Below are 21,864 nucleotides of genomic sequence, written 5' to 3' on the forward strand. Positions count from 1 at the left end.
GGCGCGGTTCAGTCGGCCAGGGCCAGACAGAGGACGAGGAGAGCGAGGACCAGCCCGCCCTGGAGCCAGCAGGCCGTGCGGTAGAGCGTCAGCGCCCGGGCGATGTCGTCCGCCGTGGCCTCGGCCCGGCCGTCGCCCATATGGGCGTCCGGGACGAGAGTGCCGTCGTAGACCCGCGGACCGGCGAGCCGGAGTCCGAGCGCCCCCGCCATGGCGGCTTCCGGCCAGCCGGCATTGGGCGAGCGGTGGCGGCGCGCGTCCCGAACCATCGCCCGGAGCGCACCGCGCGCATCCGCACCGCGCAGGGCCGCCGCCCCGGCGATCAGCAGGCCCGCGAGCCGGGAGGCCGGCAGGTTCACGCCGTCGTCGAGCCGGGCCGCCGCCCAGCCGAAGTCTTCGTAGCGCGGGCTGCGGTGGCCGATCATGCTGTCGGCGGTGTTGATCGCCTTGTAGAGCGCGCCGCCCGGGAGACCGAGGCCGCCGATCCAGAAGGCCGGCGCCACGATCCCGTCGGAGAAGTTTTCGGAAAGACTCTCGATGGCGGCGCGGCAGACCGCCGGTTCGTCGAGGCGCTCGGGGTCGCGCCCGACGATCATCGACACCGCCCGGCGCCCCGCCTCCAGGCCGCCGGTCCGCAGGGCCGTCTCCACCGCGGCGACGTGGTCGTGCAGGCTGCGCTGCGCCGGCAGGCTCGCGCAGAGCAGGCCGAGGAGCAGGAGGGCGGGGAGGGGACCGGTGAGTCCCGCGAGCGCGGCGAGGATCCAGGCGCCCGCGCCCACGGCGGCGAGCAGCAGCGCCAGCGCGAGGCAGCCCGCGCGGCGGCGACGGCGCGGCGAGCCGCGGTTGAGGCCGCGCTCCAGGGCGGCGATGAGCCGGCCGATCCAGGTGACAGGATGGCCGAGGGCCCTGTAGAGCGCGTCCGGATAGCCGGCCACCGCCTCGATCCCAAGGGCGAGGATGAGGACGGCGAGCGTGTCGGCGAACGTACCGGGCAGATGGACCATTCGGTGTGGAGTTTTTCCGCGCGGGAGCCCGCCGCGATCGCCCATGGCGGCGATCTGGGCGGGCTCCGAGAAGCCTTTCCCGATGCGCCAAAACCCTGGCTCGACCTCTCGACGGGGATCAACCCGGTCCCGTATCCCGTGCCGCCCGTGGAGGCCAGCGCCTGGACGCGGCTGCCCGAGGCCGCCGAGGTCCGGGCCCTCCGGGAGGCGGCCGCCCTGGCCTACGGGGCACCGGACGCGGCCCATGTGGTGCCTGCCCCCGGCACGCAGATCCTGATCGAGGCCCTGCCCCGGCTCCTGGCGCCGACCCGGGTGGCGGTCCTCGGGCCCACCTATGCCGAGCACGCCGCCGCCTGGGCCCGGGCCGGGCACGCGGTGGCGGAGGTTCCGAGCGTCGACGCCCTCGGCGACGCCCGGGTAGCGGTGATCGTCGATCCCAACAACCCGGACGGGCGGACGTTTCCGCTCGCCGCGCGCCGCGCCCTGGCCGAGGCCCTGCAGGCCCGCGGTGGCCTGCTGGTGGCCGACGAGGCCTTCGCGGATCTGGAGCCGGTGGCGAGCCTGTGCCAGCATGTGGCCCCCGGCCTCGTGGTCCTGCGCTCCTTCGGCAAGACCTACGGGCTCGCCGGCCTGCGCCTCGGCTTCGCGGTCGCGGATCCCGGTACGGCAATGCGGCTCGCCGAGGCCCTCGGGCCCTGGGCAGTGTCGGGCCCGGCCCTGGCGATCGGGTGCGCGGCCCTGTCGGATGCGGGCTGGCGCGCGGAGGCGGCCCGCGCCCGGGCGGCGGACGCGGGCCGCCTCGACCGGATGATCGTGCGGGGCGGCGGCCGGATCGTCGGCGGCACCAGCCTGTTCCGGACCGCCGATTTTTCGGATGGGCCGGATCTCTACCGGCGGCTCGCGGCGGCGGGGATCGCGGTGCGCCGCTTCGCGGAGCGCCCGGAGCGTCTGCGCTTCGGCCTGCCGGCGGGGAAGGCGGCGTGGTGCCGGCTGTCTCGGGTTCTCAGGTAGACCGCACACCCGGCGGATGCGGGTCGCGGGCCGCCACGATCACGGCCAGCGCCGAGAAGGCGAGCCCCACCGCGCAGACGCCCGGCCAGCCGACCAGCAGGAAGGCCTGCGAGCCGGCATAGGCGCCGAGTGCCCCGAACACGAACAGGGTCGTGAACAGCACGGTGTTGATGCGGCCCCGCGCCCCCGGAACCAGCGCGTAGGCCCGGGTCTGGTTGGCGATGAGCGCGCCGTTCATGCCGATGTCGATGAGCAGCACCCCGAGCGCCACCGCGACGAGCGACCACGTGCCCCCGGCCCACAGGATCCCGAACGACAGGGCGACCATCAGGCTGCCGCCGAGCACGACGGGCTTGGCCCCCCGCCGGTCGGTGAAGCGGCCCGAGATGGGGGCCACGAAGGCGCCGCAGACGCCGATCACCCCGAACAGGCCCGCCCCGGCGGCGGAGAGCCCGAAGGGCGGACCCTCCACCAGCAGCGCCAGCGTCGCCCAGAAGGCGTTGAAGCCCGCGAACAGCAGCGCCTGCGACAGGCTCGCCGTGCGCAGGACCGGCTGCGTGCGCGCGAGATGCAGGATCGACAGCATCAGGGCGCGGTAGCGCAGGGGATGCGTTTGCACCGTGTGCGGCAGGGTGGCCCGCGCGATGCCCGCCATGGCGAGCGCCAGGACGGACGCGACGAGGAAGACCGGCCGCCAGCCGAGATGGGCGCCCAGGAACCCGCTCGCCGTCCGGGCGAGCAGGATGCCGGTCAGGAGCCCGGTCATGACCTGACCGACGATCCGCCCGCGGCTCGCGTCGGGTGCGAGCTCGGCCGCGAACGGCACCGCCTGCTGCGCCGCGCACGACAGCACGCCGACCACCAGATGGGCCAGCGCGAGGCTCGCGAGGTTCGGGGCGAGGCCCACGGCGAGCAAGGCCAGGGCGAGGCCGAGGCACTGCCCCACGATCAGGGCGCGGCGCGGCAGCGCGTCGCCGAGCGGCACGAGTCCGACGATGCCGAGCCCGTAGCCGACCAGCGCCGTGGTCGGCACCCACAGGGCGGCGCGGTCGCCGAACTCGGCGACGATCAGGCCGAGCAGGGGCTGGTTGTAGTAGATGTTGGCCACGGCCCCGCCGGCGATCAGCGTCAGGCCGAGTCTGGCCTTCGCGTCGAGGCTGGCGGTCACGGCTGGGTCGGGGGCAGGCAGACGCGCCGCCGCGGGAGGGCCATGGTCGGGTCCGTGGGTGCGGGGTGAAGATCCGGCCGGAGCGATACGGGGAGAGCGCGCCGCACGGCAAGCGGCGGCGCTGCATCCCTGCCGGCACCCGCCATCACGCCGCAGGCCCTTCACCGGAGCCGGCAGCGCACCATATGCAATCGACAATGTCCGCGCCGCCGGCACACGCGTGGTGCACGCGCGGGTGCCGTAAGGCACAGAATCCGGACCTCAAGGCCGGTAGGCTTCCGCACCGGATTACGAACGAGAGGGCGGTTTCGTTCCGTGCGGACACGTCCGGAACCGCCACAGCAGGGAGTACGGGATGCCGAACTACCGCGTCGACTTCGCCAAGGAGATCCTCGGGGTTCCTTTCACGGTCGGGTCCGTCGAGATCACCCGGGCCCGGGATTCCGGACGCGCCCGCCGTGCGGCCGAGCTCCGCTTCGCCCGCCAGCACGGCGTCGGCGACTGGCGGGAGCGGGCCGATCTCGCCACCGTGGCCGAGCGGCTCTGACCCGACGCTGGTCCGACCCGGAGCCGGCCGTCACACAACCTTCGCGCCACGACCGCAGGCTGGGAGCCGTCATCCGGGACCGGCCAAGCTCTGGTCGCAGCGGCCGCGCCGCCGTAGAGTGACGGCAGGATCGGGAGCGAGATCCATCCCCGCGGCGGGAACGATGGCTCCCGGCCCTGCGCGCGCCCGACCGACGAGCCGGCGTCGGGGGCCCGGAAGCGCGCCAAGTCCGGTCCGGCGGGGTCAGTGCGAAGGTCATGGCGGCGATCTCCTTCTTCGGCGACCTGCTTCAGACCATTAGCGAGCGCGGCCGCGACCTGATCGGGATCGCCCGCGGCGATATCGCGTCCCGGGCGAGCGCCGGAGACCTCGTCAAGCTGTGCGAGGACCTGATCTCCCGGCGCGGCGAGGCCTCCGGCGTGGCGCTGGCCCGCCTGATCCTCGACCGCTACGCCAGCTTCGGCCAAGCGGAGCGCCACGCCTTCCTGCGGGCCATCGCCCTCGACTTCGACGCCGACCATGCCGCCGTCGACGAGGCGATCGCCGCCTACCGCGCCGATCCGTCCCGCGCCCGCTTGGGCAGCCTGCACGAGGCCGCCGAGCCGCGCAGCCAGGAGTTGATCCGGCGCCTCAACCTCGCCCGCGGCGGCACGCTCAGCCTCGTGCGGATGCGCGAGGACCTGCTCGACCTGCGGCGGACGCTCCGGGGCGGCGACCCGGCCGAGCCCGCCCTGCTCGACGCGGTCGACAGCCTCGACTGCGACTTCGAGCACCTGTTCGCCTCGTGGTTCAACCGCGGCTTCCTGGTGCTGCGCCACATCGACTGGACCACGCCGGCCCACATCCTGGAAAAGATCATCCGCTACGAGGCGGTGCACGCCATCGCCGACTGGGACGACCTGCGCGCCCGGATCGAGCCGCCGGACCGGCGCTGCTTCGCGTTCTTCCACCCGGCGCTCGCCGACGAGCCGCTGATCTTCGTGGAGGTGGCGCTCACCGACCAGATCGCGCCGGCGATCGCCCCGATCCTGTCACAGGCGCGCAAGCCCCTGCAGCCGCAGGCGGCCACCACGGCGATCTTCTACTCGATCTCGAACTGCCAGAAGGGGCTCGCCGGCGTCACCTTCGGCAACTTCCTGATCAAGCAGGTGGTCGAGGATCTCACCCGCGAGATTCCAACGCTCAAGACCTTCGTGACGCTCTCGCCGGTGCCGGGCTTCGCCGCGTGGCTCGCTCGGGAGCGACGGGCTGACAGCCCGCAGGGCCTCCTGCCCGAGGATGTCGAGACCCTGCGGGCACTGGACGATCCGGACTGGGCCGCCGACAAGGCCCGCGCCGAGACCGTGCGGCGGGCGCTGATCCCGGCGGCGGCCGCCTACTTCCTGCGCGCCAAGAACGAGCGCGGGCGCCCCCTCGACCCGGTGGCCCGGTTCCACCTCGGCAACGGCGCGCGCCTCGACCGGATCAACTTCCTGGGCGACACCTCGAAGAAAGGGCTGGCGCAGTCCCACGGCCTGATGGTCAACTACCTGTACGACCTCGCCGCCATCGAGCGGAATCACGAGACCTACGCTAATCTCGGAACCGTGGTGGCGGCCCCAGCGGTGACCCGGGAGCTGCGCGCCAAGCTGCCGCCGCCCCGGGCCGTGGTGCTCGCCGAGGCGTAGGACCGGAACCCCGTCCTTGCGAGCGCAGCGAAGCAAGCCGGGTGCGCGCGACCTCGGTGAGCGCGGCACCGGCCGGATCGCCTCGCTGCGCGCAGAGACGGTTCATGGCTGGATCATGAGAGCTTCGCGTTCAACCGGGTGGCGAAGGCCAGGGTGATGCGCCGGGCGGCGGCCTCCGCGGCCTCGCCTTCCAGGGGCACCCGGCCGTCGAGGATCAGCGCTGCGAGCCCGTGCACCAGCGACCACGCAGCGAGCGTCAGGTCGGCGGCGGGCATGCCCGGGCCGGCGAGGGCGGCTGCCCGTCGCTCCAGGATTCCGTAGGCCCGCGACGCGCCCGGCTTCCGACAAGGTCGCATGAACATCAGCCGGAACAGGGCCGGGCGTCGTCGGGCGAAGGCCACGTAGGCCGCCCCCTGCGCGGCCAGGGCCTCGCTGCCCGACGCGGCGCTATCGGCCGTCTCCAGCTCCGCGGCGAGATCCTCGAACCCCCGGGCGGCCACCGCTTCGAGGAGATCGTCTTTGCCGGGAAAATGCCGGTAGGGCGCCATCGCCGACACCCCGCAGGCGCGCGCCGCCGCCCGCAACGAGAGCGCCGCCTCGCCACCCGCCTCGAGCAGGTCCAGGGCCGCCGCGACCAGGGCCGCGCGCAGGTCACCGTGATGATAGCTTTTCTCCGGATCCAATGTTGACACCGTAAGCATCACGCGCCAAGTTTACACCGTAAGCAAAGCGCAGGAGGCCGCGCCGTGCAAGCCACTCAGCCATCGTCTCGGCAATCCATCCGGCATGCCACCCGGCAAGCCGCCCCCGCCCGCCGCTCGGTGGACCTGTCCGCCTATCCCGACCTCGTCGTCGTCTATCTCGGCTTCCGCGTGACGCGCTGGCGCGGCCTGCTCGCCCTGATGGGGCTCGGGCGCGGCATCGCCGCCTCGGTGCAGAGCCGGCCGGACGGGCTGCTCGCGCACGAGAACCTGTTCTTCGGGCTGAGCCATGTCGGCCTGCGACAGTACTGGCGGGACCTCGAGAGCCTCGAACACTTCACCCGCTCAGAGCCGCACCGCACATGGTGGCGGGATTTCTCCCGGGATTCCAAGGGCTCCGGCTTCTGGCACGAGGCCTATAGCCGGGGCGGGGTCGAGGCGATCTATGTCGGGATGCCCGCGCCCACCGGACTCGGGCTGTTCGCACCAGAACGCGCGCCCGAAGGCGCCTTCCTGTCCTCGCGGCAGCGGCTGGCCGCCTGAAAGGGCTCGCCGAGAGGGTATTCGGGCGGCTATGGGTGCGCGGGACACACAGCCCGTGATAGCTCAAGCTCACGATGACGAACCACCTCTTCTCCCTGATCCGTGACGGCGTCCGCGATCCCGCCAAGACCGTGATCGAGACGCCCGACGGGCGCCGCTACGCTTACGCGGACCTGATCGCCCGCTCCGGCGCCTACGCGGCGGCCCTGCAGGCGGCGGGCGTCCAGCCGGGCGACCGGGTGGCCGTGCAGGTCGAGAAGAGCCCCGAGGTCATCTTCCTGTATCTCGGCGCGGTCCGGGCCGGCGCCGTGTTCCTGCCGCTCAACACCGCCTACACCCCGGCGGAGATCGGCTACTTCCTGGGCGACGCGGAGCCCACCGTGTTCGTCTGCGATCCGGGCCGGCGCGACGCGCTGGCGGAGGTCGCCGCGAAGGTCCGCCAGATCTGGACCCTCGACGGGTCGGGCGGCGGCAGCGCCGCGGAAGCCGCAAACCGGGCGGCGGACCGGGTCGGGGAGGCGGGCGCCGCCTTCGCCGATGTCCCCCGGGGTCCGGAGGATCTCGCGGCGATCCTCTACACGTCGGGCACGACCGGGCGCTCCAAGGGCGCCATGCTGACCCACGACAACCTCGCATCGAACGCCCGGACGCTGGTGGAGTATTGGCGCTTCACCGCCGACGACGTGCTGATCCACGCCCTGCCGGTGTTCCACACCCACGGCCTGTTCGTGGCGACCAACACGGTGCTGGCGAGCGGCGGCTCCATGCTGTTCCTGCCCAGGCTCGATCCGAAGCTGATCCTGAGCCTGATGCCCCGGGCGACCGTGATGATGGGTGTGCCGACCTTCTACACCCGCCTGCTCAAGGAGCCGGGCCTCACGCCGGAGGCGGCCCGAGGCATGCGCCTGTTCGTGTCGGGCTCGGCGCCGCTGCTCGCCGAGACGCATCGCGAATGGCAGGCCCGCACCGGTCACGCCATCCTCGAGCGCTACGGCATGACCGAGACCAACATGAGCACCTCGAACCCCTACGACGGCGACCGGGTCGCCGGCACGGTGGGCTTCCCGCTGCCGGGGGTGTCGCTGCGGGTGGTCGATCCGGAGGGGGGCGCGATGCTCGGGCCCGATGCGGTCGGCATGATCGAGGTGAAGGGCCCGAACGTGTTCCAGGGCTACTGGCGGATGGCCGAGAAGACCGCGGCCGAGTTCCGCGCGGACGGGTTCTTCATCACCGGCGACCTCGGCAAGGTCGATGCCCGGGGCTACGTCCACATCGTCGGGCGGGGCAAGGACCTGATCATCTCGGGTGGCTTCAACGTCTACCCAAAGGAAGTCGAGACCGAGATCGACGCGTTGCCGGGCGTGGTCGAATCCGCCGTGATCGGGCTGGCGCACCCGGATTTCGGCGAGGCGGTCACCGCCGTGGTGGTGGGCGGGCCGGGCTGCCCCGACGAGGCCGGCGTGCAGGCCGCCCTGGAGGGACGTCTGGCGCGGTTCAAATGCCCCAAGCGCGTCCTGTTCGTGGACGAGCTGCCGCGCAACACCATGGGCAAGGTTCAGAAGAACCTGCTCCGGGAGGCGCATGCGGGGCTGTACCGGGACTGATTCAGGTTCCCGGTCGGTCCATCGGTAAAAGGGTACCGAACCGGGGATCGAAGCCGCACCGTCCTTGCGAGCGGCGCGAAGCGATCCAGCGCGGCGCCACGCTTCCGGACGTGGCGCGACCCTGGGTCACTTCGCTCCGCTCGTGATGACGGTGTGGGCGTGACGCGCCTGAACCGAAATCCGGATCAGAGATTATGCTGCGTCCGCTCCCCCTCTGGCGGCTTGTGGCCGTCCGGATCCACCACCTTGCGGGCGGCGGCATTGAGGTTGTCCGGATCCAGGGCGGTCTGGACGAACTCACGGCCGATATTGGTCACCTCGCGGGCGTAGCGCAGGCCCTGATCGCGGACCTCGTCGGCCCAGGGGCCGATGCTGCGGTCCTCCTGGCGGGTGCGCGGCAGCAGCGCCCCGAGGAGCAGGCCCGCGGCCACGCCGACCACGCCGACGAGGAGCGGGTTGTCGTCCACGAAGCGCTCGACGGCGGTACGGCCGCGGTGCAGCCCGTCGATGCCCTGGCTCGTCAGGTCGTCGAGCGCCCGCATGTTGCGGCGATGCAGGGCGCCCGCCCGCTCGCGGGCGTCGTCGTAGGCCGCGGAGGCGCGGTCGCGCGCCTGGTCGGCCGCGCCGCCGAGGCGGTCGTTGATGTCGTCGGCGAGGTCCGACACGGTCCGGCGCGCCTGCCCGGCGAGGTCGGCGGCGCGGTCGCCCGCCGCCCGGACGCCGTCCTTCGCGGCAGAAGCGGCATCATGCGGTGCATCGTGCGAGCCCGTCGCCGCGCCGGGCCGGAGCGGGTCGTGCAGGCCGCGCGGATCGGGCCGAAGGGTGAAGTCGCCCGCGGCCGTGCCGGGCGCGCCTGGATCGCCGAGGCCAGCCGGATCCGGCCGCAGGCTCCGGTCGCCGGCGCCGTGCGGCATCCCCGCCTCGGCGGCGAGCTTCTCGGGGGTGCTGGAAGGGGTAGAGCTGCCGGGCTTGTCGGTCATGACGCTGTCCTCGGATGTCGGTCCCGGCGGCCCGCCTTCGGCGCCGGTCTGCCCGGCTCCAGGCCGGGCGCGTGAAAGTTTCGTCCCGGCCTCGCCCGGACGTCAGATCTCGGCCTTGTCCAGCGGATCGCGGACCGGGCGAACCGTCGGAAGATCGGGGTCGTAGCCGCGGGCCGCGCCGGTGTTCAGGGTGGGCACGCGCGCGGCCGAGACCTCGGTGCGCCGACGCTGGGCGTCCTTCGCCATCCGGTTGAACAGCAGTCCGACGCCCGCCGCGATCAGCAGCACCGGCACGGGATTGCGGCGCACCGCCTCCAGGGCGCTGTCGTAGGTTGTATTCAGGGCCGGCACCCGCCGGGCATTGCCCAGCATCTCGTCCACGAGGTTCGGCACCGAGAGCCGGCCCTGGATGCGGTCGATCGTGTCGTCGAGCCGGGCGCGGCTCTCCTCGATCTCCTTCTCGAGGTCGTTCATCGTACTCATCCGGACACGCGCTCCGACAGGGCCTGGGCATCCTGGCGGACCTGGCGCGTGGTGCGCGTCGGGGCCAGGGTGGAGAGGGAGAGGACGCTGCGCGCCCACAGGGCCATCCCGAGGGCGAGGACCAGCAGCACGCCGCCGACGATCAGGGCCGAGAGCCACTCGGAGCCGACGATCGTGGCGAGCCACTTCACGAAGGCACCGATCAGGACCAGCAGGGCGACCACGGCGAACACCGCCGAGCCGACCATGCAGGCGAGCCCGACGATGAGCTGGCGGAGGTTGCCGGCCATCTCGGCCCGGAACAGCGCGATCTCCTTGCGGGCGAGCTCGTTGGTCTCCCGGAGAGCGTCGCCGATCAGGCTCTGGATGCTGGAGGCGCCGTTGGCGGCGCCCGCCTGGCGGGGATCAGGACCCTGGGCCATGGCGTCAGGCCCGGAAGCTGTCGCGGGCGTCGCCGTCCGGCGCCTCGGGCGGCAAGCTCGACGACTTGATGAAGCGGGCGGCGATCAGGCCGGCCACGAAGGTGCCCACCGCCACCGCCACCGGCGCGCGGCGCGCGAAGGACTCGGCCTCGCTGTAGAAGTCGCCGAGGCTGCGTCGCTCGATCGAGGTGCCGAGCTGCTCCAGGCCGTCGGCGGCGCTGTCGAAGAAGGCGCGCACGTTCGGCTTGTCGCCGAGGTCGCGGCCGGAATTGCGGATCGTCTGGGCGAGGTCGTGGACCGACTGCGCCGCGTCGCTCTTGCGCTGCTCGACATAGCTCTGCGCCTGCAGGCGCGCCGCGTCGATGAGCCCCCGCCCGCGCTCGGCCGCCACATCGGCCAGCCCCTCGACATCGCCCTGCAGGGCGCGCCACTGGGCGCGCTCGTCCGCGGCCCCGTGCGACGCCTGATGCGAGGTCTCGTGGAGCGGATCCGCGAGCGGGTCCTTGGGTGCGTCCTGCGGGAACTCGTTGCCGGCCATGTCGAAAACACTCCTCGCGACGCAGGGTGGGCGCCGCTTGCGGCGACCGCGGCCCCCGCGATGGCTGAGTAACCGATTGGGCACTCACCGGTTCCGGCACCGTTTGCGCTGCCGGCGCGGGCTGCGCGCTGCCTGGGTTTCTTTCTCGGATGCCTGCACCCGGCTCCACCTCGGCGCGGCGCTCAGGCGGCGCTCATGCGACGCTCAGTCTGCGTTCAGACACTGTCTGGCAGAACCGCCACGCTTGCACAACGCGCCCGAAATCGCCGGCCAGTACCCTCCGGCGGCCGGGGCGCGTGACGCAGCGCGGGAACGGAGCGATCGCCCTGTCCTGGCAGGGCGCCGCCTCGACTTGACCCGCGCCCGGCTTCACGCTTGGGTTGCCCCAACTTGGGCTGCCCACTCGGGTTGCCCTAAGAAACAACAAAGGATCGCGCAGGACCCCCGCGCGTTCTGACATATAGTTGATGTCCCGATGCAGGCGCGGCGAGATCCCGACTCGACCCGCGCCCCTGATCCGGAGCCGACCCGCGTGGCACGCCTTGTGATCGTATCGAACCGCGTCGCCGTCCCGGAAGAGGGCGGCAAGGCGGTGGCGGCGGGCGGCCTGGCCGTCGCGGTCAAGGAGGCCTTCACGGCCTACGAGGGATTGTGGTTCGGCTGGAGCGGCACGATCACGGAGGAGCCCTCCGAGGAGCCGACGCTGATCGACCGGGGCCGGGTCCAGTACGCCGTCGTCGACCTCTCGCCGCAGGACCACCTGGAGTACTACGCCGGCTTCGCGAATCGGGCCCTGTGGCCGATCATGCATTACCGGCTCGGTCTCGGCGCGTTCTCGCGCTCGGACTATGCCGGCTACAGCCGCGTGAACCGGACCTTCGCCCGCGCCCTCGCCAAGCTGGTGGAGCCCGACGACATCATCTGGGTTCACGACTATCACCTGCTGCCGCTGGCGGCCGAGCTGCGCGGCCTCGGGCTCGACAACCCGATCGGCTACTTCCACCACATCCCCTGGCCCGCCGCCGACGTGTTCAACTCGCTGCCGGCCAGCACCGAACTGCTGCGCGCCATCGTCGACTACGACCTGATCGGCCTGCAGACCGAGGCCGACGTCCAGAACCTGCAGCGCAACCTCGTCGATACCCAGCGGGCGATCCCGCTGGGCGGCGGCTCGCTGATGGTCGACGGCCGCCGCACCCGGATCCGCGCCTTCCCGATCGGCATCGACGTGGCGGGCTTCAAGGAGGCCGCCGAGAAGGCCAACGCCAACAAGGTCGTGCGCGAGACCATGGCGGGCCTGCGCACCCGCAAGCTGCTGATCGGCGTCGACCGGCTCGACTACTCGAAGGGCGTGCCCGAGCGGATGGAGGCGGTGGAGAGCTTCTTCGCCTCGAACCCAGACCAGCGCGGCAACGTCACCTACATCCAGATCACGCCCAAATCCCGCAGCGAGGTTCCGGAATATGAGCAACTCGCCCGCGAGGTGAACGAGAAGGTCGGCGAGATCAACGGGTCGCTCGGCGACCCCGCTTGGACGCCGATCCAGTACATCACCAAGGCTTATCCGCGCCCCGTGCTCGCCGGCCTGTACCGGGCGGCCCGGGTCGGGCTCGTCACGCCGATGCGCGACGGCATGAACCTCGTCGCCAAGGAATACGTGGTCGCGCAGGCTGAGGACGATCCGGGCGTGCTGGTCCTGTCGAAATTCGCCGGCGCCGCCCGGCAGCTGCCCGAGGCGCTGCTGATCAACCCCTACGACAAGTTCGAGGTGGCGGAGGCGATCCGGGCCGCGCTCTACATGCCGAAGGCGGAGCGGCTGGCGCGCTGGAAGCCGATGGTCGAGCGCATGACCCGCGAGGACGTCGACTGGTGGGCGCGCAACTTCCTGGCGGAGCTGGAGAATTTCCGCACGGTCGAGCGTGAGCCCCCGACCACGACGGCGGCGGCGGCCGAATAGCCGGCTCCGTCCGCTGACCTCCCGCGCCTCCCCATCCGCGCCCCCCTTCGAGACCGGACGCCCCGCATGATCGCCGTCGACGACGGGGTGCCGGCGCCGCTCGGCGCGCATTTCGACGGGCGCGGCGTCAACTTCGCCCTGTTCTCCGAGCACGCCACCGCGGTCGACATCTGCCTGTTCGAGCCGGGCGAGCGGCACGAGACCCGCACGGTCCGGCTGCCGTGCCGGACCGACGACGTCTGGCACGGCTATCTGCGCGGGGTCCTGCCGGGGCAGCTCTACGGCTACCGGGTGCACGGGCCCTGGGACCCGGCCGCCGGGCACCGCTTCAACCCCTCGAAGCTGGTGCTCGATCCCTACGCCCGGGAGATCCGCGGCCGGATCCGCTGGCACGACGCGCTCTACGGGCACCGGCGGGGCGGCGAGAGCCGGCGGGAGGACCGGATCGACCGGCGCGACAGCGCGGTCTACATGCCGAAATGCGTGGTCACCGCCCCCGAGGTGCCCGACCTCGCCCTCACGCCGGTGCGCCGGCCGCTCGCCGAGACGGTGGTGTACGAGGCCCACGTCAAGGCGCTGACCCGCACCCATCCCGACATCCCCGAGGCGGAGCGCGGCACCTACGCGGCGCTCGCCCACCCGGCGATCATCGACCACCTCGTGAAGCTCGGCGTGACCGCCCTGGAACTCCTGCCGATCCAGGCCTTCGCGGATGACCGCTTCCTGGTGGAGCGGGGCCTCGTCAACTTCTGGGGGTATCAACCCGTCGGCTACTTCGCCCCGGACCCGCGCTACCTGGGGGAGGGGGGCCTCGGCAGCCTTAAGGCGGCGATCCGGGAGCTGAACGCCGCCGGAATCGAGACCTGGCTCGACGTGGTCTACAACCACACCGCCGAGGGCGACCATACCGGCCCGACCCTGTCGTTCCGCGGCATCGACAACGCCAGCTACTACAAGCTCGACACCGCCGACCCGCGCCGCACCATCGACTGCACCGGCTGCGGCAACACCTTCGACGTGAGCCACCCGCGGGTGATGCAGCTGGTGCTGGATTCCCTGCGCCACTGGGTGACCGCCTACGGGATCGCCGGCTTCCGCTTCGACCTCGCCTCCAGCCTCGGGCGCGCGCCGCTGGCCTTCAGCGCGCGGGCGGCGTTCTTCCAGGCGGTGGCGCAGGACCCGGTGCTGGCCCGGGTCAAGATGGTGGCCGAGCCCTGGGACATCGGGGAGGGGGGCTACCAGCTCGGCGGCTATCCCCGCGGCTGGAGCGAGTGGAACGACAAGTTCCGCGACGCGACGCGCGGCTTCTGGAAGGGCGATTCCGGCACGCTCGCCAAGGTCACGCAGGGGCTGACCGGCTCGCGGGAGGTGTTCGCGCCCTCCGGGCGCTCGCCGCTGGCCAGCGTCAACTTCATCGCGAGCCACGACGGCTACACGCTCGCCGACACGGTGGCGTACGAGGAAAAGCACAACGCGGCCAACGGCGAGGACAACCGCGACGGCCATAACCACAACGTCAGCCGCAACTACGGCGTCGAGGGCGACACCGACGATGCGGCCATCCTGGCGGTCCGTGCCCGGCAGAAGCGCAACATGCTGGCCACCGTGATTCTGGCCCAGGGCGTGCCGATGCTGCTGATGGGCGACGAGCGCTCCCGCAGCCAGGGCGGCAACAACAACGCCTACGCCCAGGACAATCCGACGAGCTGGATGGACTGGAGCGTCGATCCCGACCCCGCGCTCACGGGGTTCGTGGCCAACCTGCTGGCCCTGCGCCACGCCCAGCCGGCCCTGTGCCGGCGGCGCTTCTTCACCGGCGCGCTGATCGATCCGGACGAGCCCCTGCGCGACGTGCACTGGCTGGCACCCGAGGGCACCGAGATGGAGGTGCGCCACTGGTCCGATGACGGGCTCCAGGTCTTCGGCATGCAGATCGGCAACGACGGCGGGCCGGGCGACCGCCTGCTGATGCTGTTCAACGCCGGAGAGGGGGCCGTCACGTTCCGCCTCGTCCCGGTGGTGGGCGGACCGTGGAGGCCGGTCTTCGACACCGGCGCGCCGGAGGGCGCGCTTCCGCCGGACGCCGCATCCTACGAAGCGGGAGCCGCGGTGCCGCTGCCCGGCCGCACGGTCCTGGTGCTGACGGCGGCCGGGACGGAGAACGGGAGCCGGGGCGGGTGGGTGCCGGGGTGACAGGGGCAAAACCGTTCGAGGATGAGATCGGTGACCGCCCCACGGGCTCTCCCGCCCCCCTCCGCGGGGGAGGGTGACGCGCGCGCGCCATCCCCCATTGCCACACACCGCATCCGCCATAGCTGCACTGCGGGAACCGGATCGACCCCGGGGCCTTCTCCCACGACAGATGAGCCTGCCGCGCTTGCGCTCCGCGCGGCCAACGACGAGGACGGTGGCCCGATGCGGCGCGCCCACAGCATGGAATTCGGGGCCGAGATGGTCGAGGGCGGCGTCCGCTTCGCCCTCTGGGCGCCCACCGCCCAGAACGTGGACCTCGTCGTCGACGGTGTCGACCACCCGCTGCCCGAATCCGGCGGCGGCTGGCGGCGCACCGCCCTGCCCGGCGTGAAGCCCGGCGCCCGCTACGGCTTCCGCATCGACGGCGACCTGATCGCCCCCGATCCCGCCTCCCGCTTCCAGCCCGACGACGTCTCGGGCTTGAGCGAGGTGATCGACCCGCGCGCCTTCGAATGGTCCGACGAGGCCTGGGCCGGGCGGCCCTTCGAGGAGGCGGTGATCTACGAGTGCCATGTCGGCACGGCGACGCCGGAGGGCACCTATGCCGGTCTGCAGGGCCGCCTGCCCGACCTCAAGGCGCTGGGCGTCACCGCCATCGAATTGCTGCCGCTCGCCGACTTCAAGGGCTCGCGCAACTGGGGCTATGACGGCGTCCAACCCTACGCCCCCGACGGCGCCTACGGCCGCCCGGACGACCTCAAGCGCCTGATCGACGCCGCCCACGGGCTCGGGCTGATGGTCTACCTCGACGCGGTCTACAACCATTTCGGCCCGGCCGGGAACTACCTCCACGCCTACGCCAAGACCTTCTTCACCGAGCGCCACCAGACGCCCTGGGGCGCGGGCATCAACTTCGACGGCAAGGAGAGCGGCGCCACGGTGCGCCAGTACTTCATCCAGAACGCCCTGTACTGGCTGGAGGAGTACCGCTTCGACGGCCTACGCTTCGACGCCGTCCACGCGATCCTCGACGATTCGCCCCGCCACTTCCTGGCCGAACTCGGCGAGACGATCCGGAGAACCTTCCCCGACCGGCAGATCCACCTGATGCTGGAGAACGAGGCCAACCAGGCCCGCTGGCTGGAGCGGGACGCCGCCGGGCGCCCGAAGATGCACGACGCGCAGTGGGCCGACGACCTGCACCATTGCTGGCACGTCCTGCTGACGGGCGAGGACGCCGGCTACTATAAAAGCTTTGCCGACAAACCGGTCGCCCACCTCGCCCGCTGCCTCGCGGAGGGCTTTGCGTATCAGGGCGAACCGTTCTCGACCCTCGGCAACCATCCCCGCGGCGAACCCTCCGGGCACCTGCCGCCTTCCGCCTTCGTGACCTTCCTCCAGAACCACGATCAGGTCGGCAACCGGGCGCTCGGCGAGCGGCTCAACCATCTGGCCGATCCCAAGAAGCTCGACCTCGCCCGGGCCGGGTTCCTGCTGGCGCCGCAGATTCCGATGCTCTGGATGGGCGAGGAATGGTCGGCCTCGGCGCCGTTCCTGTTCTTCGTCGACTTCGCGCCGGACGAGGACCTGAACAAGGCGGTGCGCGACGGCCGCCGCCGGGAGTTCAAGAGTTTTGCCGCCTTCGCGGATGACACCTCGAAGATCCCCGACCCCACCGAGCGCGAGACCTTCGAGGCCTCGAAGCTCGACTGGTCCGAGCGGGAGCGCTCGCCCCACCGGGAGGTGCTTGCCGAGACGACGCGGCTCCTGGGGCTGCGCCGCGATGTGGTCGTGCCCCTGGCGAAGTCCGGCTACGACGGCGCCGCCGCCACGATGCCGCGGGCGGACGTGGTCGACTGCACGTGGCGCTTCGGCACCGGTACCCTGCGCTTCGTCGCCAATGTCGGCGCTGCGGCCTTCGCGCTGGATCCGGGCGGCGCCCGTGTGGTCTGGACCAACGCCCCGGACGGGGCCGGACGCGATCTGCCCTCCTGGACCGGCGTGTTCCTGACGGAGCCCCGCGCGTGAGCCTTCTCGAAAGACTCGCCGATCTCGTCGGCGTCGCATCCGGCTACACGGACGCCTTCGGCAAGCCTGTCGAGACGCCGCCGGAGGTGCGGCGCGGCCTGCTGGCGGCCCTCGGATTCGCGGTGGAGGACGAGGCGGCGATCGCCGGGAGCCTGGCGCAAGTCGAGCACCTGCGCCGCGGCCTGATCCCGCCGCTCCTGCCCGTGGAGGCCCGCCGGGCCGCCCGGGTGCCGGTGCGCCTGCAGGACGGTGCGCCCCATACCCTGGTCTGGCGCCTCGTGGACGAGCGCGGCACCGCCCGCGAGGGGCGGGCGAACCCGCAAGGGGCGGAGCCGGGCTTCGAGCTGCCGCCCCTGACGCCGGGCTATCACCGCCTCACCGTGCAGGCCGGGCAGACCCGCACCGAGGCCTGGGTGATCGCCGCGCCGCAGCGCTGCTGGCGCCCGCGCCCCTACACGGAGGAGGGGGCCTCCGACTGGGGGCTCGCCGCCCAGCTCTACGGCCTGCGCTCGGCCACCAATATCGGCATCGGCACCTACGCGGATGCCGGCGAGGCCGCCCGCGAGGCCGCCCTGCGCGGGGCGGCCTTTTTGGGGCTGAGCCCGGTCCACGCCCTGTTCGGCTCCGACCGGACCAAGATCTCGCCCTACTCGCCGTCCTCGCGCCTGTTCCTGGAGACCCTGTTCATCGCGCCGCGCAGCCTGCCGGGGCTCGCGGGCTCCCGGGCCGAGGCGCTGCTCGCCGAGCGCGCGGACGCGATCACGGCGCTGCGGGAGGCGGCCCTCGTCGACCACCAGGGCGTCCACGACGTGCTCGACCCGGTGCTCCGGGCCCTCTGGGCCGAGTCGCCGGCCCGGGCCGGCACCGATGCGGGCTTCGCGCGCTTCCGCCAGGAGGGCGGCGAGGATCTCGAATCGCACGCCCTGTTCGAGGCGCTGTCCGAGCATTTCCGCGGGCAGGGGGCGCACTGGCTGGGCGACTGGCCGGAGGATTACCGCCGCGCCGGCACCGACGCGGTGCGGGCCTTCGCGGCGGAGAACGCGGAGCTCGTCGGCTACCACGCGTGGCTGCAATACCTCGCCGACCGGCAGCTCGCCGAGGCCTCCGCGGCGGCGCTGGGTGCCGGCATGCGGGTCGGGCTCTACCGCGACCTCGCGGTCGGCGCCGACCGGGGCGGATCCGAGATCTGGTCCCATCCCGAGCGCTTCGCCGACAAGGTCTCCATCGGCGCGCCGCCGGACCTGCTGGCGCCCAAGGGCCAGAACTGGGGCCTACCGGCCTTCGACCCGCTGGCGATGGAGCGCGACGGGCTCGCGGCCTTCCGCGCCCTGGTCCAGGCCAACATGCGCCACGCCGGCGCGATCCGGATCGACCACGCCTTCCAGCTCGCTCGCCTGTTCCTGATCCCGCTCGGCGCCGGCGCCCAGGCCGGCGCCTACGTGGCCATGCCGTTCGAGCCGATGCTGGCGGTGCTGCGGCTGGAGAGTCACCGCAACAAGTGCCTCGTCATCGCGGAAGACCTCGGCACGGCGCCCGAGGGCTTCTCCGACGCGCTGATGCGGGCCGGGGTGCTGAGCTACCGGATCCTCGCCTTCGAGCGCGAGGCCGACGGCCGGTTCAAGCCGCCCTCGGCCTATCCGCGCGACGCGCTCACCGCCATCACCACCCACGACCTGCCGACCTTCGTCGGCTGGTGGCGCGGGGTCGACACCGACACCCGCCAGTCGCTCGGCCTCTACGACCAGGAGCGGGCCGAGGCGGAGCGGGGCGAGCGCATCGTCGAGCGCCGCCGCCTCGCCGAGGCGCTCGCGGCCGAGCAGCTGCTGCCCGCCGCCGAGCCGCCGGACGCCGCGCCCTTCGAGGCCGCCGCCCGCTACCTCGCCCGCGCGCCCGCGATGCTCACGGCGGTCCAGTACGAGGACGTGGTCTCGGAACTCGCCCAGGCCAACGTGCCGGGCTCGACCGAGGGCTACCCGAACTGGCGGCGCAAGCTCGACCGGGACCTCGTGGACATCGCCGCCCCCGGCGGCCCCCTGGCGAAGCTCGCGGCCGCCCTCTCGGCCGAAGCGCGCGGCCCGCGCTCGGGCGCCGCGCGCCTCGCCGCGCCGCCGCCGCGGTCGACCTACCGGCTGCAGTTCCACAAGGACTTCACCTTCGCGGATGCGGGCCGGATCGTCCCCTACCTGCGCCGGCTCGGGATCAGCCACGTCTACGCCTCGCCGCTCCAGACGGCGCGGCCCGGCTCGACCCACGGCTACGACATCGTCGACCACGGCGCGATCAACCCGGAACTCGGCGGCGAAGAGGGCTTCATCCGGCTCTCCGAGACGCTGCACGCCCACGGGATGAAGCTGCTGCTCGACATCGTCCCGAACCACATGGGCGTCGGCGGCGCCGACAACCCGTGGTGGCTCTCGGTGCTCGAATGGGGCTCGCTGTCGCCGTTCGCCGACGCCTTCGACATCGACTGGCAGCGGCTCGGGGCCGGGCGCAACCTCGTGATCCCGTTCCTCGGCGACCGCTACGGCGAAGCCCTGGAGAAGGGCACGCTGGAGCTGAAATTCGACCCCGACAAGGGCGCCTTCAGCGTCTGGCACTACGAGCACCAGCTGCCGATCCGCCCCTTGAGCTATCCGACGATCCTCAACCGGGTGATCGCCGCCATCGGGGCCGTGGACGACGACACCACCGCGGAACTGCTCGCCATCTCCGAGCGGCTGCGGGCGATGTCCATCGACCCCGACGAGACCCGCAGAAGGAGCTTTCCCGAGGAGGCCGAGGGCCTGAAGCGCCGGCTCGCCGAGATCTACGGCGTGTCGCCGCTGATCCAGGAAGCCACCGCCAGCACGCTGGCGCTGCTCAACGGCTTCAAGGGCCGCCCGGACAGTTTCGGGCCGCTGCACCGGCTGCTGGAGGCGCAGGCCTACCGGCTCGCTCACTGGCGGGTGGCGTCGAGCGACATCAACTACCGCCGCTTCTTCGACGTGAATTCTCTGGCCGGGCTACGGGTCGAGCTGTCCGACATCTTCCACCGCTCGCACGAGACCGTGTTCCGGCACGTCCGCGAGGGCCGGATCGACGGGTTGCGCATCGACCACATCGACGGCCTCGCCGACCCGCTGGGCTACGCGCGGGCGCTCCAGGCAGCGGTCGGACCGGGCTTCTACGTCGTCGTCGAGAAGATCCTGGAGCCGGGCGAGCGGCTGCGGCCCTGGCCGGTGGCCGGGACCACGGGCTACGACGTGCTCAACCAGCTCGACGGGATCCTGGTCGACAAATCCCGGCGCGGGAAGGTCGAGCGGCTCTACACCTGGGCCACGGGCTTCGACGAGCCCTACGGGTTCCAGCTCCGCGCCGCCAAGGCCGAGATCCTGGAGATCAGCTTCGCGAGCGAATTGGAGGTGCTGACCTCCGACCTGAAGGAGGTCGCCGACGCCGACCGGCGCACCCGCGACTTCACCGTCAACGCGCTGCGCCGGGCGCTGATCGAGATCATCGCGCGCTTCCCGACCTACCGCAGCTACCTGCCGCCGGAGCTGGAGGAGGGGGAGGTCGAGCCCGAGGACGTGCGCCTGATCGAGGGCGCCGTCGCCAAGGCCAAGCGCTGGTCGAGCCTGCCGGACCGCTCGGTCCACGACTTCGCCGCCGACGTCCTGCTCGGGCGGATCGAGACGTCGGGCCCCGGCCGGCCGGACCCGCGGGTTGCCCTGCGCTACCGCCGCCGGTTCCAGCAGCTCACCGGCCCGGTCATGGCCAAGAGCCTGGAGGACACGCTGTTCTACCGCTACGCCTGTCTCCTCGGCCTCAACGAGGTCGGCGGCGATCCGGGCGAGTACGGCATCGACGCCGAGCACTTCCACGACCTCCAGACCGCCCGCGCCCGCGACTGGCCGAGCGCCATGATCACCACCGCGACCCACGACACCAAGCGCGGCGAGGATGCCCGCACGCGGCTGCTCGCCCTCTCGGAGATCCCCGAGGAATGGGCCAAGGCCTGGGACCTGTGGCAGCGGACGGCCGGTCCCCACCTCGCGCGCATCGACGGCGAGCCGGCCCCCGACGCCAACGACCAGTGGATGTTCTTCCAGGCCATCCTGGGCGCCTGGCCCCTGGAGCTGCTGGAGCGGGATGAGCCCGGGGCGATCGAGGCTTTCCGCGATCGTCTGATCGCCTATGGCGAGAAGGCCATGCGCGAGGGCAAGCGCCGGTCGAGCTGGGTCAACGTCGACGACGTCTACGAGGGCGCGGTCCGGAAGCTGTTTACGGCGCTGATCGCCCCGGGCTCGGATTTCTTGGCGGAGCTCCGGCCCTTCGCCCGGCGGCTCGCCCATCTCGGCATGCTGGCGAGCCTCGGCCGGACGGTCCTGAAATGCACCCTGCCGGGCCTGCCCGACACCTACCAGGGCACCGAGATCTGGGACTTCTCCTTCGTCGATCCCGACAACCGCCGCCCGGTGGACTACCCGGCCCTGGAGCGGATGCTGGAAGAGGGCGGCGAACCGGCGGCGCTTCTGGCGCACTGGCCGGACGGGCGGGTCAAGCAGGCGACCCTGACGCGGCTCCTCGCCGAGCGGGCCGAGCGCCCGGATTTCTATGCGAGCGCCGCCTACGAGCCGGTCGACGCGACGGGTTCGCGCGCCGACCACGTGCTCGCCTACCGGCGGACCGATCCCGGCCAGGAGGGCGGCGACCTGTTCGTGGCGGTGCCGCGGCTGGTGGCGGGCTTCGTCGGGGAGGCGGTCTGGTCGGGGGAGGCCTTCGCGGGCACCCGGGTCGATCTCGGGGCCGGGACCCGCTGGCGGGATCTCGCGACGGGGCGGGTGATCGAAGGGCAGGGGGAAGGCGACGGGGCCGATCTCGGCACCCTCCTGCGCGACCTGCCCTACGCGGTGCTGCGGCGGGACGCGTGATCCCTTTGTCATCGCGGGCGCAGCGAAGCGATCCAGGGACACGCGACCTCGGCAGGCGTGGCGCTTCTGGATTGCTTCGCTGCGCTCGCAGGGATGGCGGCGGTCGGG

Annotated in this window: 16 protein-coding genes; 9 read left to right on the forward strand and 7 right to left on the reverse strand. The window is 72.3% G+C overall.

The annotated features are described in order from the left end of the window. Positions 1–8: 8 nt before the first annotated feature. Entirely contained in the window at positions 9–1,004 is a 996-nt protein-coding gene (cbiB, locus tag ACLBX9_RS32025) for an adenosylcobinamide-phosphate synthase CbiB (RefSeq protein WP_039894737.1), read from the reverse strand. On the opposite strand from cbiB, the gene cobD reads away from it, so the two are divergent. Further along, on the forward strand, positions 996–2,015 hold the full coding sequence (cobD, locus tag ACLBX9_RS32030; RefSeq protein ID WP_447721735.1) for a threonine-phosphate decarboxylase CobD: 1,020 nt from the start codon (positions 996–998) through the stop codon (positions 2,013–2,015). The genes cbiB and cobD overlap by 9 nt on opposite strands. On the opposite strand, the gene ACLBX9_RS32035 is transcribed toward cobD, so the two are convergent. Further along, positions 2,008–3,183, reverse strand: coding sequence for an MFS transporter (locus ACLBX9_RS32035; RefSeq protein ID WP_039894739.1), 1,176 nt, complete (start codon positions 3,181–3,183; stop codon positions 2,008–2,010). The genes cobD and ACLBX9_RS32035 overlap by 8 nt on opposite strands. Before the next feature lie 355 nt (positions 3,184–3,538). On the opposite strand from ACLBX9_RS32035, the gene ACLBX9_RS32040 reads away from it, so the two are divergent. Both ACLBX9_RS32040 and ACLBX9_RS32045 read left to right on the forward strand, forming a co-directional pair. Beyond that, positions 3,539–3,730 carry a hypothetical protein gene (locus tag ACLBX9_RS32040; RefSeq protein WP_010687024.1) on the forward strand — a complete coding sequence of 64 codons (192 nt, stop codon included), beginning with the start codon at positions 3,539–3,541 and terminating at the stop codon, positions 3,728–3,730. 257 nt (positions 3,731–3,987) lie between these two features. Further along, positions 3,988–5,397 (forward strand): malonyl-CoA decarboxylase, encoded by a 1,410-nt coding sequence (locus tag ACLBX9_RS32045; protein WP_447721736.1) that lies wholly within the window; start codon positions 3,988–3,990, stop codon positions 5,395–5,397. A gap of 113 nt (positions 5,398–5,510) precedes the next feature. On the opposite strand, the gene ACLBX9_RS32050 is transcribed toward ACLBX9_RS32045, so the two are convergent. Then, positions 5,511–6,098 (reverse strand): TetR/AcrR family transcriptional regulator, encoded by a 588-nt coding sequence (locus ACLBX9_RS32050; protein ID WP_447721737.1) that lies wholly within the window; start codon positions 6,096–6,098, stop codon positions 5,511–5,513. A gap of 45 nt (positions 6,099–6,143) precedes the next feature. Here ACLBX9_RS32050 and ACLBX9_RS32055 point away from each other — a divergent pair, with 45 nt between their 5' ends. Both ACLBX9_RS32055 and ACLBX9_RS32060 read left to right on the forward strand, forming a co-directional pair. Further along, on the forward strand, positions 6,144–6,641 hold the full coding sequence (locus ACLBX9_RS32055; protein ID WP_447721738.1) for a monooxygenase family protein: 498 nt from the start codon (positions 6,144–6,146) through the stop codon (positions 6,639–6,641). Positions 6,642–6,715: 74 nt separating this feature from the next. Next, positions 6,716–8,245, forward strand: a complete 1,530-nt coding sequence (locus tag ACLBX9_RS32060) for a malonate--CoA ligase (RefSeq protein WP_447721739.1) — start codon at positions 6,716–6,718, stop codon at positions 8,243–8,245. Between the two features lie 185 nt (positions 8,246–8,430). On the opposite strand, the gene ACLBX9_RS32065 is transcribed toward ACLBX9_RS32060, so the two are convergent. The 4 genes from ACLBX9_RS32065 to ACLBX9_RS32080 all read right to left on the reverse strand — a co-directional run bounded on the left by ACLBX9_RS32065 (position 8,431) and on the right by ACLBX9_RS32080 (position 10,668). Continuing rightward, entirely contained in the window at positions 8,431–9,225 is a 795-nt protein-coding gene (locus ACLBX9_RS32065; protein ID WP_447721740.1) for a hypothetical protein, read from the reverse strand. A gap of 102 nt (positions 9,226–9,327) precedes the next feature. Further along, positions 9,328–9,699, reverse strand: a complete 372-nt coding sequence (locus ACLBX9_RS32070) for a DUF3618 domain-containing protein (RefSeq protein ID WP_447721741.1) — start codon at positions 9,697–9,699, stop codon at positions 9,328–9,330. A 5-nt stretch (positions 9,700–9,704) separates the two neighbouring features. Next, entirely contained in the window at positions 9,705–10,130 is a 426-nt protein-coding gene (locus tag ACLBX9_RS32075) for a phage holin family protein (protein WP_010687031.1), read from the reverse strand. Positions 10,131–10,134: 4 nt separating this feature from the next. Further along, positions 10,135–10,668: a hypothetical protein gene (locus ACLBX9_RS32080; RefSeq protein WP_010687032.1), complete on the reverse strand. Its 534-nt coding sequence runs from the start codon at positions 10,666–10,668 to the stop codon at positions 10,135–10,137. Between the two features lie 532 nt (positions 10,669–11,200). Between ACLBX9_RS32080 and ACLBX9_RS32085 the strand changes: the two genes are divergently transcribed. From ACLBX9_RS32085 to ACLBX9_RS32100, 4 genes are all read left to right on the forward strand, one after another. Further along, positions 11,201–12,625 (forward strand): alpha,alpha-trehalose-phosphate synthase (UDP-forming), encoded by a 1,425-nt coding sequence (locus ACLBX9_RS32085; RefSeq protein ID WP_039894761.1) that lies wholly within the window; start codon positions 11,201–11,203, stop codon positions 12,623–12,625. A gap of 66 nt (positions 12,626–12,691) precedes the next feature. Further along, positions 12,692–14,818, forward strand: coding sequence for a glycogen debranching protein GlgX (gene glgX, locus ACLBX9_RS32090; RefSeq protein WP_010687035.1), 2,127 nt, complete (start codon positions 12,692–12,694; stop codon positions 14,816–14,818). Between the two features lie 222 nt (positions 14,819–15,040). Further along, complete coding sequence (treZ, locus tag ACLBX9_RS32095; RefSeq protein ID WP_447721742.1) at positions 15,041–16,846, forward strand: malto-oligosyltrehalose trehalohydrolase; 1,806 nt, start codon at positions 15,041–15,043, stop codon at positions 16,844–16,846. Next, positions 16,843–21,756 carry a malto-oligosyltrehalose synthase gene (locus ACLBX9_RS32100; protein WP_447721743.1) on the forward strand — a complete coding sequence of 1,638 codons (4,914 nt, stop codon included), beginning with the start codon at positions 16,843–16,845 and terminating at the stop codon, positions 21,754–21,756. The genes treZ and ACLBX9_RS32100 overlap by 4 nt, the downstream gene beginning before the upstream one ends. Positions 21,757–21,864 lie beyond the last annotated feature (108 nt).

Source organism: Methylobacterium sp. A49B, assembly GCF_053346215.1.

What these genes read in the sequence shown, in the direction of transcription:
- cobD (WP_447721735.1), top strand. Translation starts at nt 996, where the DNA reads ATGGACCATTCGGTGTGGAGTTTTTCCGCGCGGGAGCCCGCCGCGATC.
- cbiB (WP_039894737.1), bottom strand. Translation starts at nt 1,004, where the DNA reads ATGGTCCATCTGCCCGGTACGTTCGCCGACACGCTCGCCGTCCTCATC.
- ACLBX9_RS32040 (WP_010687024.1), top strand. Translation starts at nt 3,539, where the DNA reads ATGCCGAACTACCGCGTCGACTTCGCCAAGGAGATCCTCGGGGTTCCT.
- ACLBX9_RS32045 (WP_447721736.1), top strand. Translation starts at nt 3,988, where the DNA reads ATGGCGGCGATCTCCTTCTTCGGCGACCTGCTTCAGACCATTAGCGAG.
- ACLBX9_RS32050 (WP_447721737.1), bottom strand. Translation starts at nt 6,098, where the DNA reads ATGCTTACGGTGTCAACATTGGATCCGGAGAAAAGCTATCATCACGGT.
- ACLBX9_RS32060 (WP_447721739.1), top strand. Translation starts at nt 6,716, where the DNA reads ATGACGAACCACCTCTTCTCCCTGATCCGTGACGGCGTCCGCGATCCC.
- ACLBX9_RS32065 (WP_447721740.1), bottom strand. Translation starts at nt 9,225, where the DNA reads ATGACCGACAAGCCCGGCAGCTCTACCCCTTCCAGCACCCCCGAGAAG.
- ACLBX9_RS32070 (WP_447721741.1), bottom strand. Translation starts at nt 9,699, where the DNA reads ATGAACGACCTCGAGAAGGAGATCGAGGAGAGCCGCGCCCGGCTCGAC.
- ACLBX9_RS32075 (WP_010687031.1), bottom strand. Translation starts at nt 10,130, where the DNA reads ATGGCCCAGGGTCCTGATCCCCGCCAGGCGGGCGCCGCCAACGGCGCC.
- ACLBX9_RS32080 (WP_010687032.1), bottom strand. Translation starts at nt 10,668, where the DNA reads ATGGCCGGCAACGAGTTCCCGCAGGACGCACCCAAGGACCCGCTCGCG.
- glgX (WP_010687035.1), top strand. Translation starts at nt 12,692, where the DNA reads ATGATCGCCGTCGACGACGGGGTGCCGGCGCCGCTCGGCGCGCATTTC.
- treZ (WP_447721742.1), top strand. Translation starts at nt 15,041, where the DNA reads ATGCGGCGCGCCCACAGCATGGAATTCGGGGCCGAGATGGTCGAGGGC.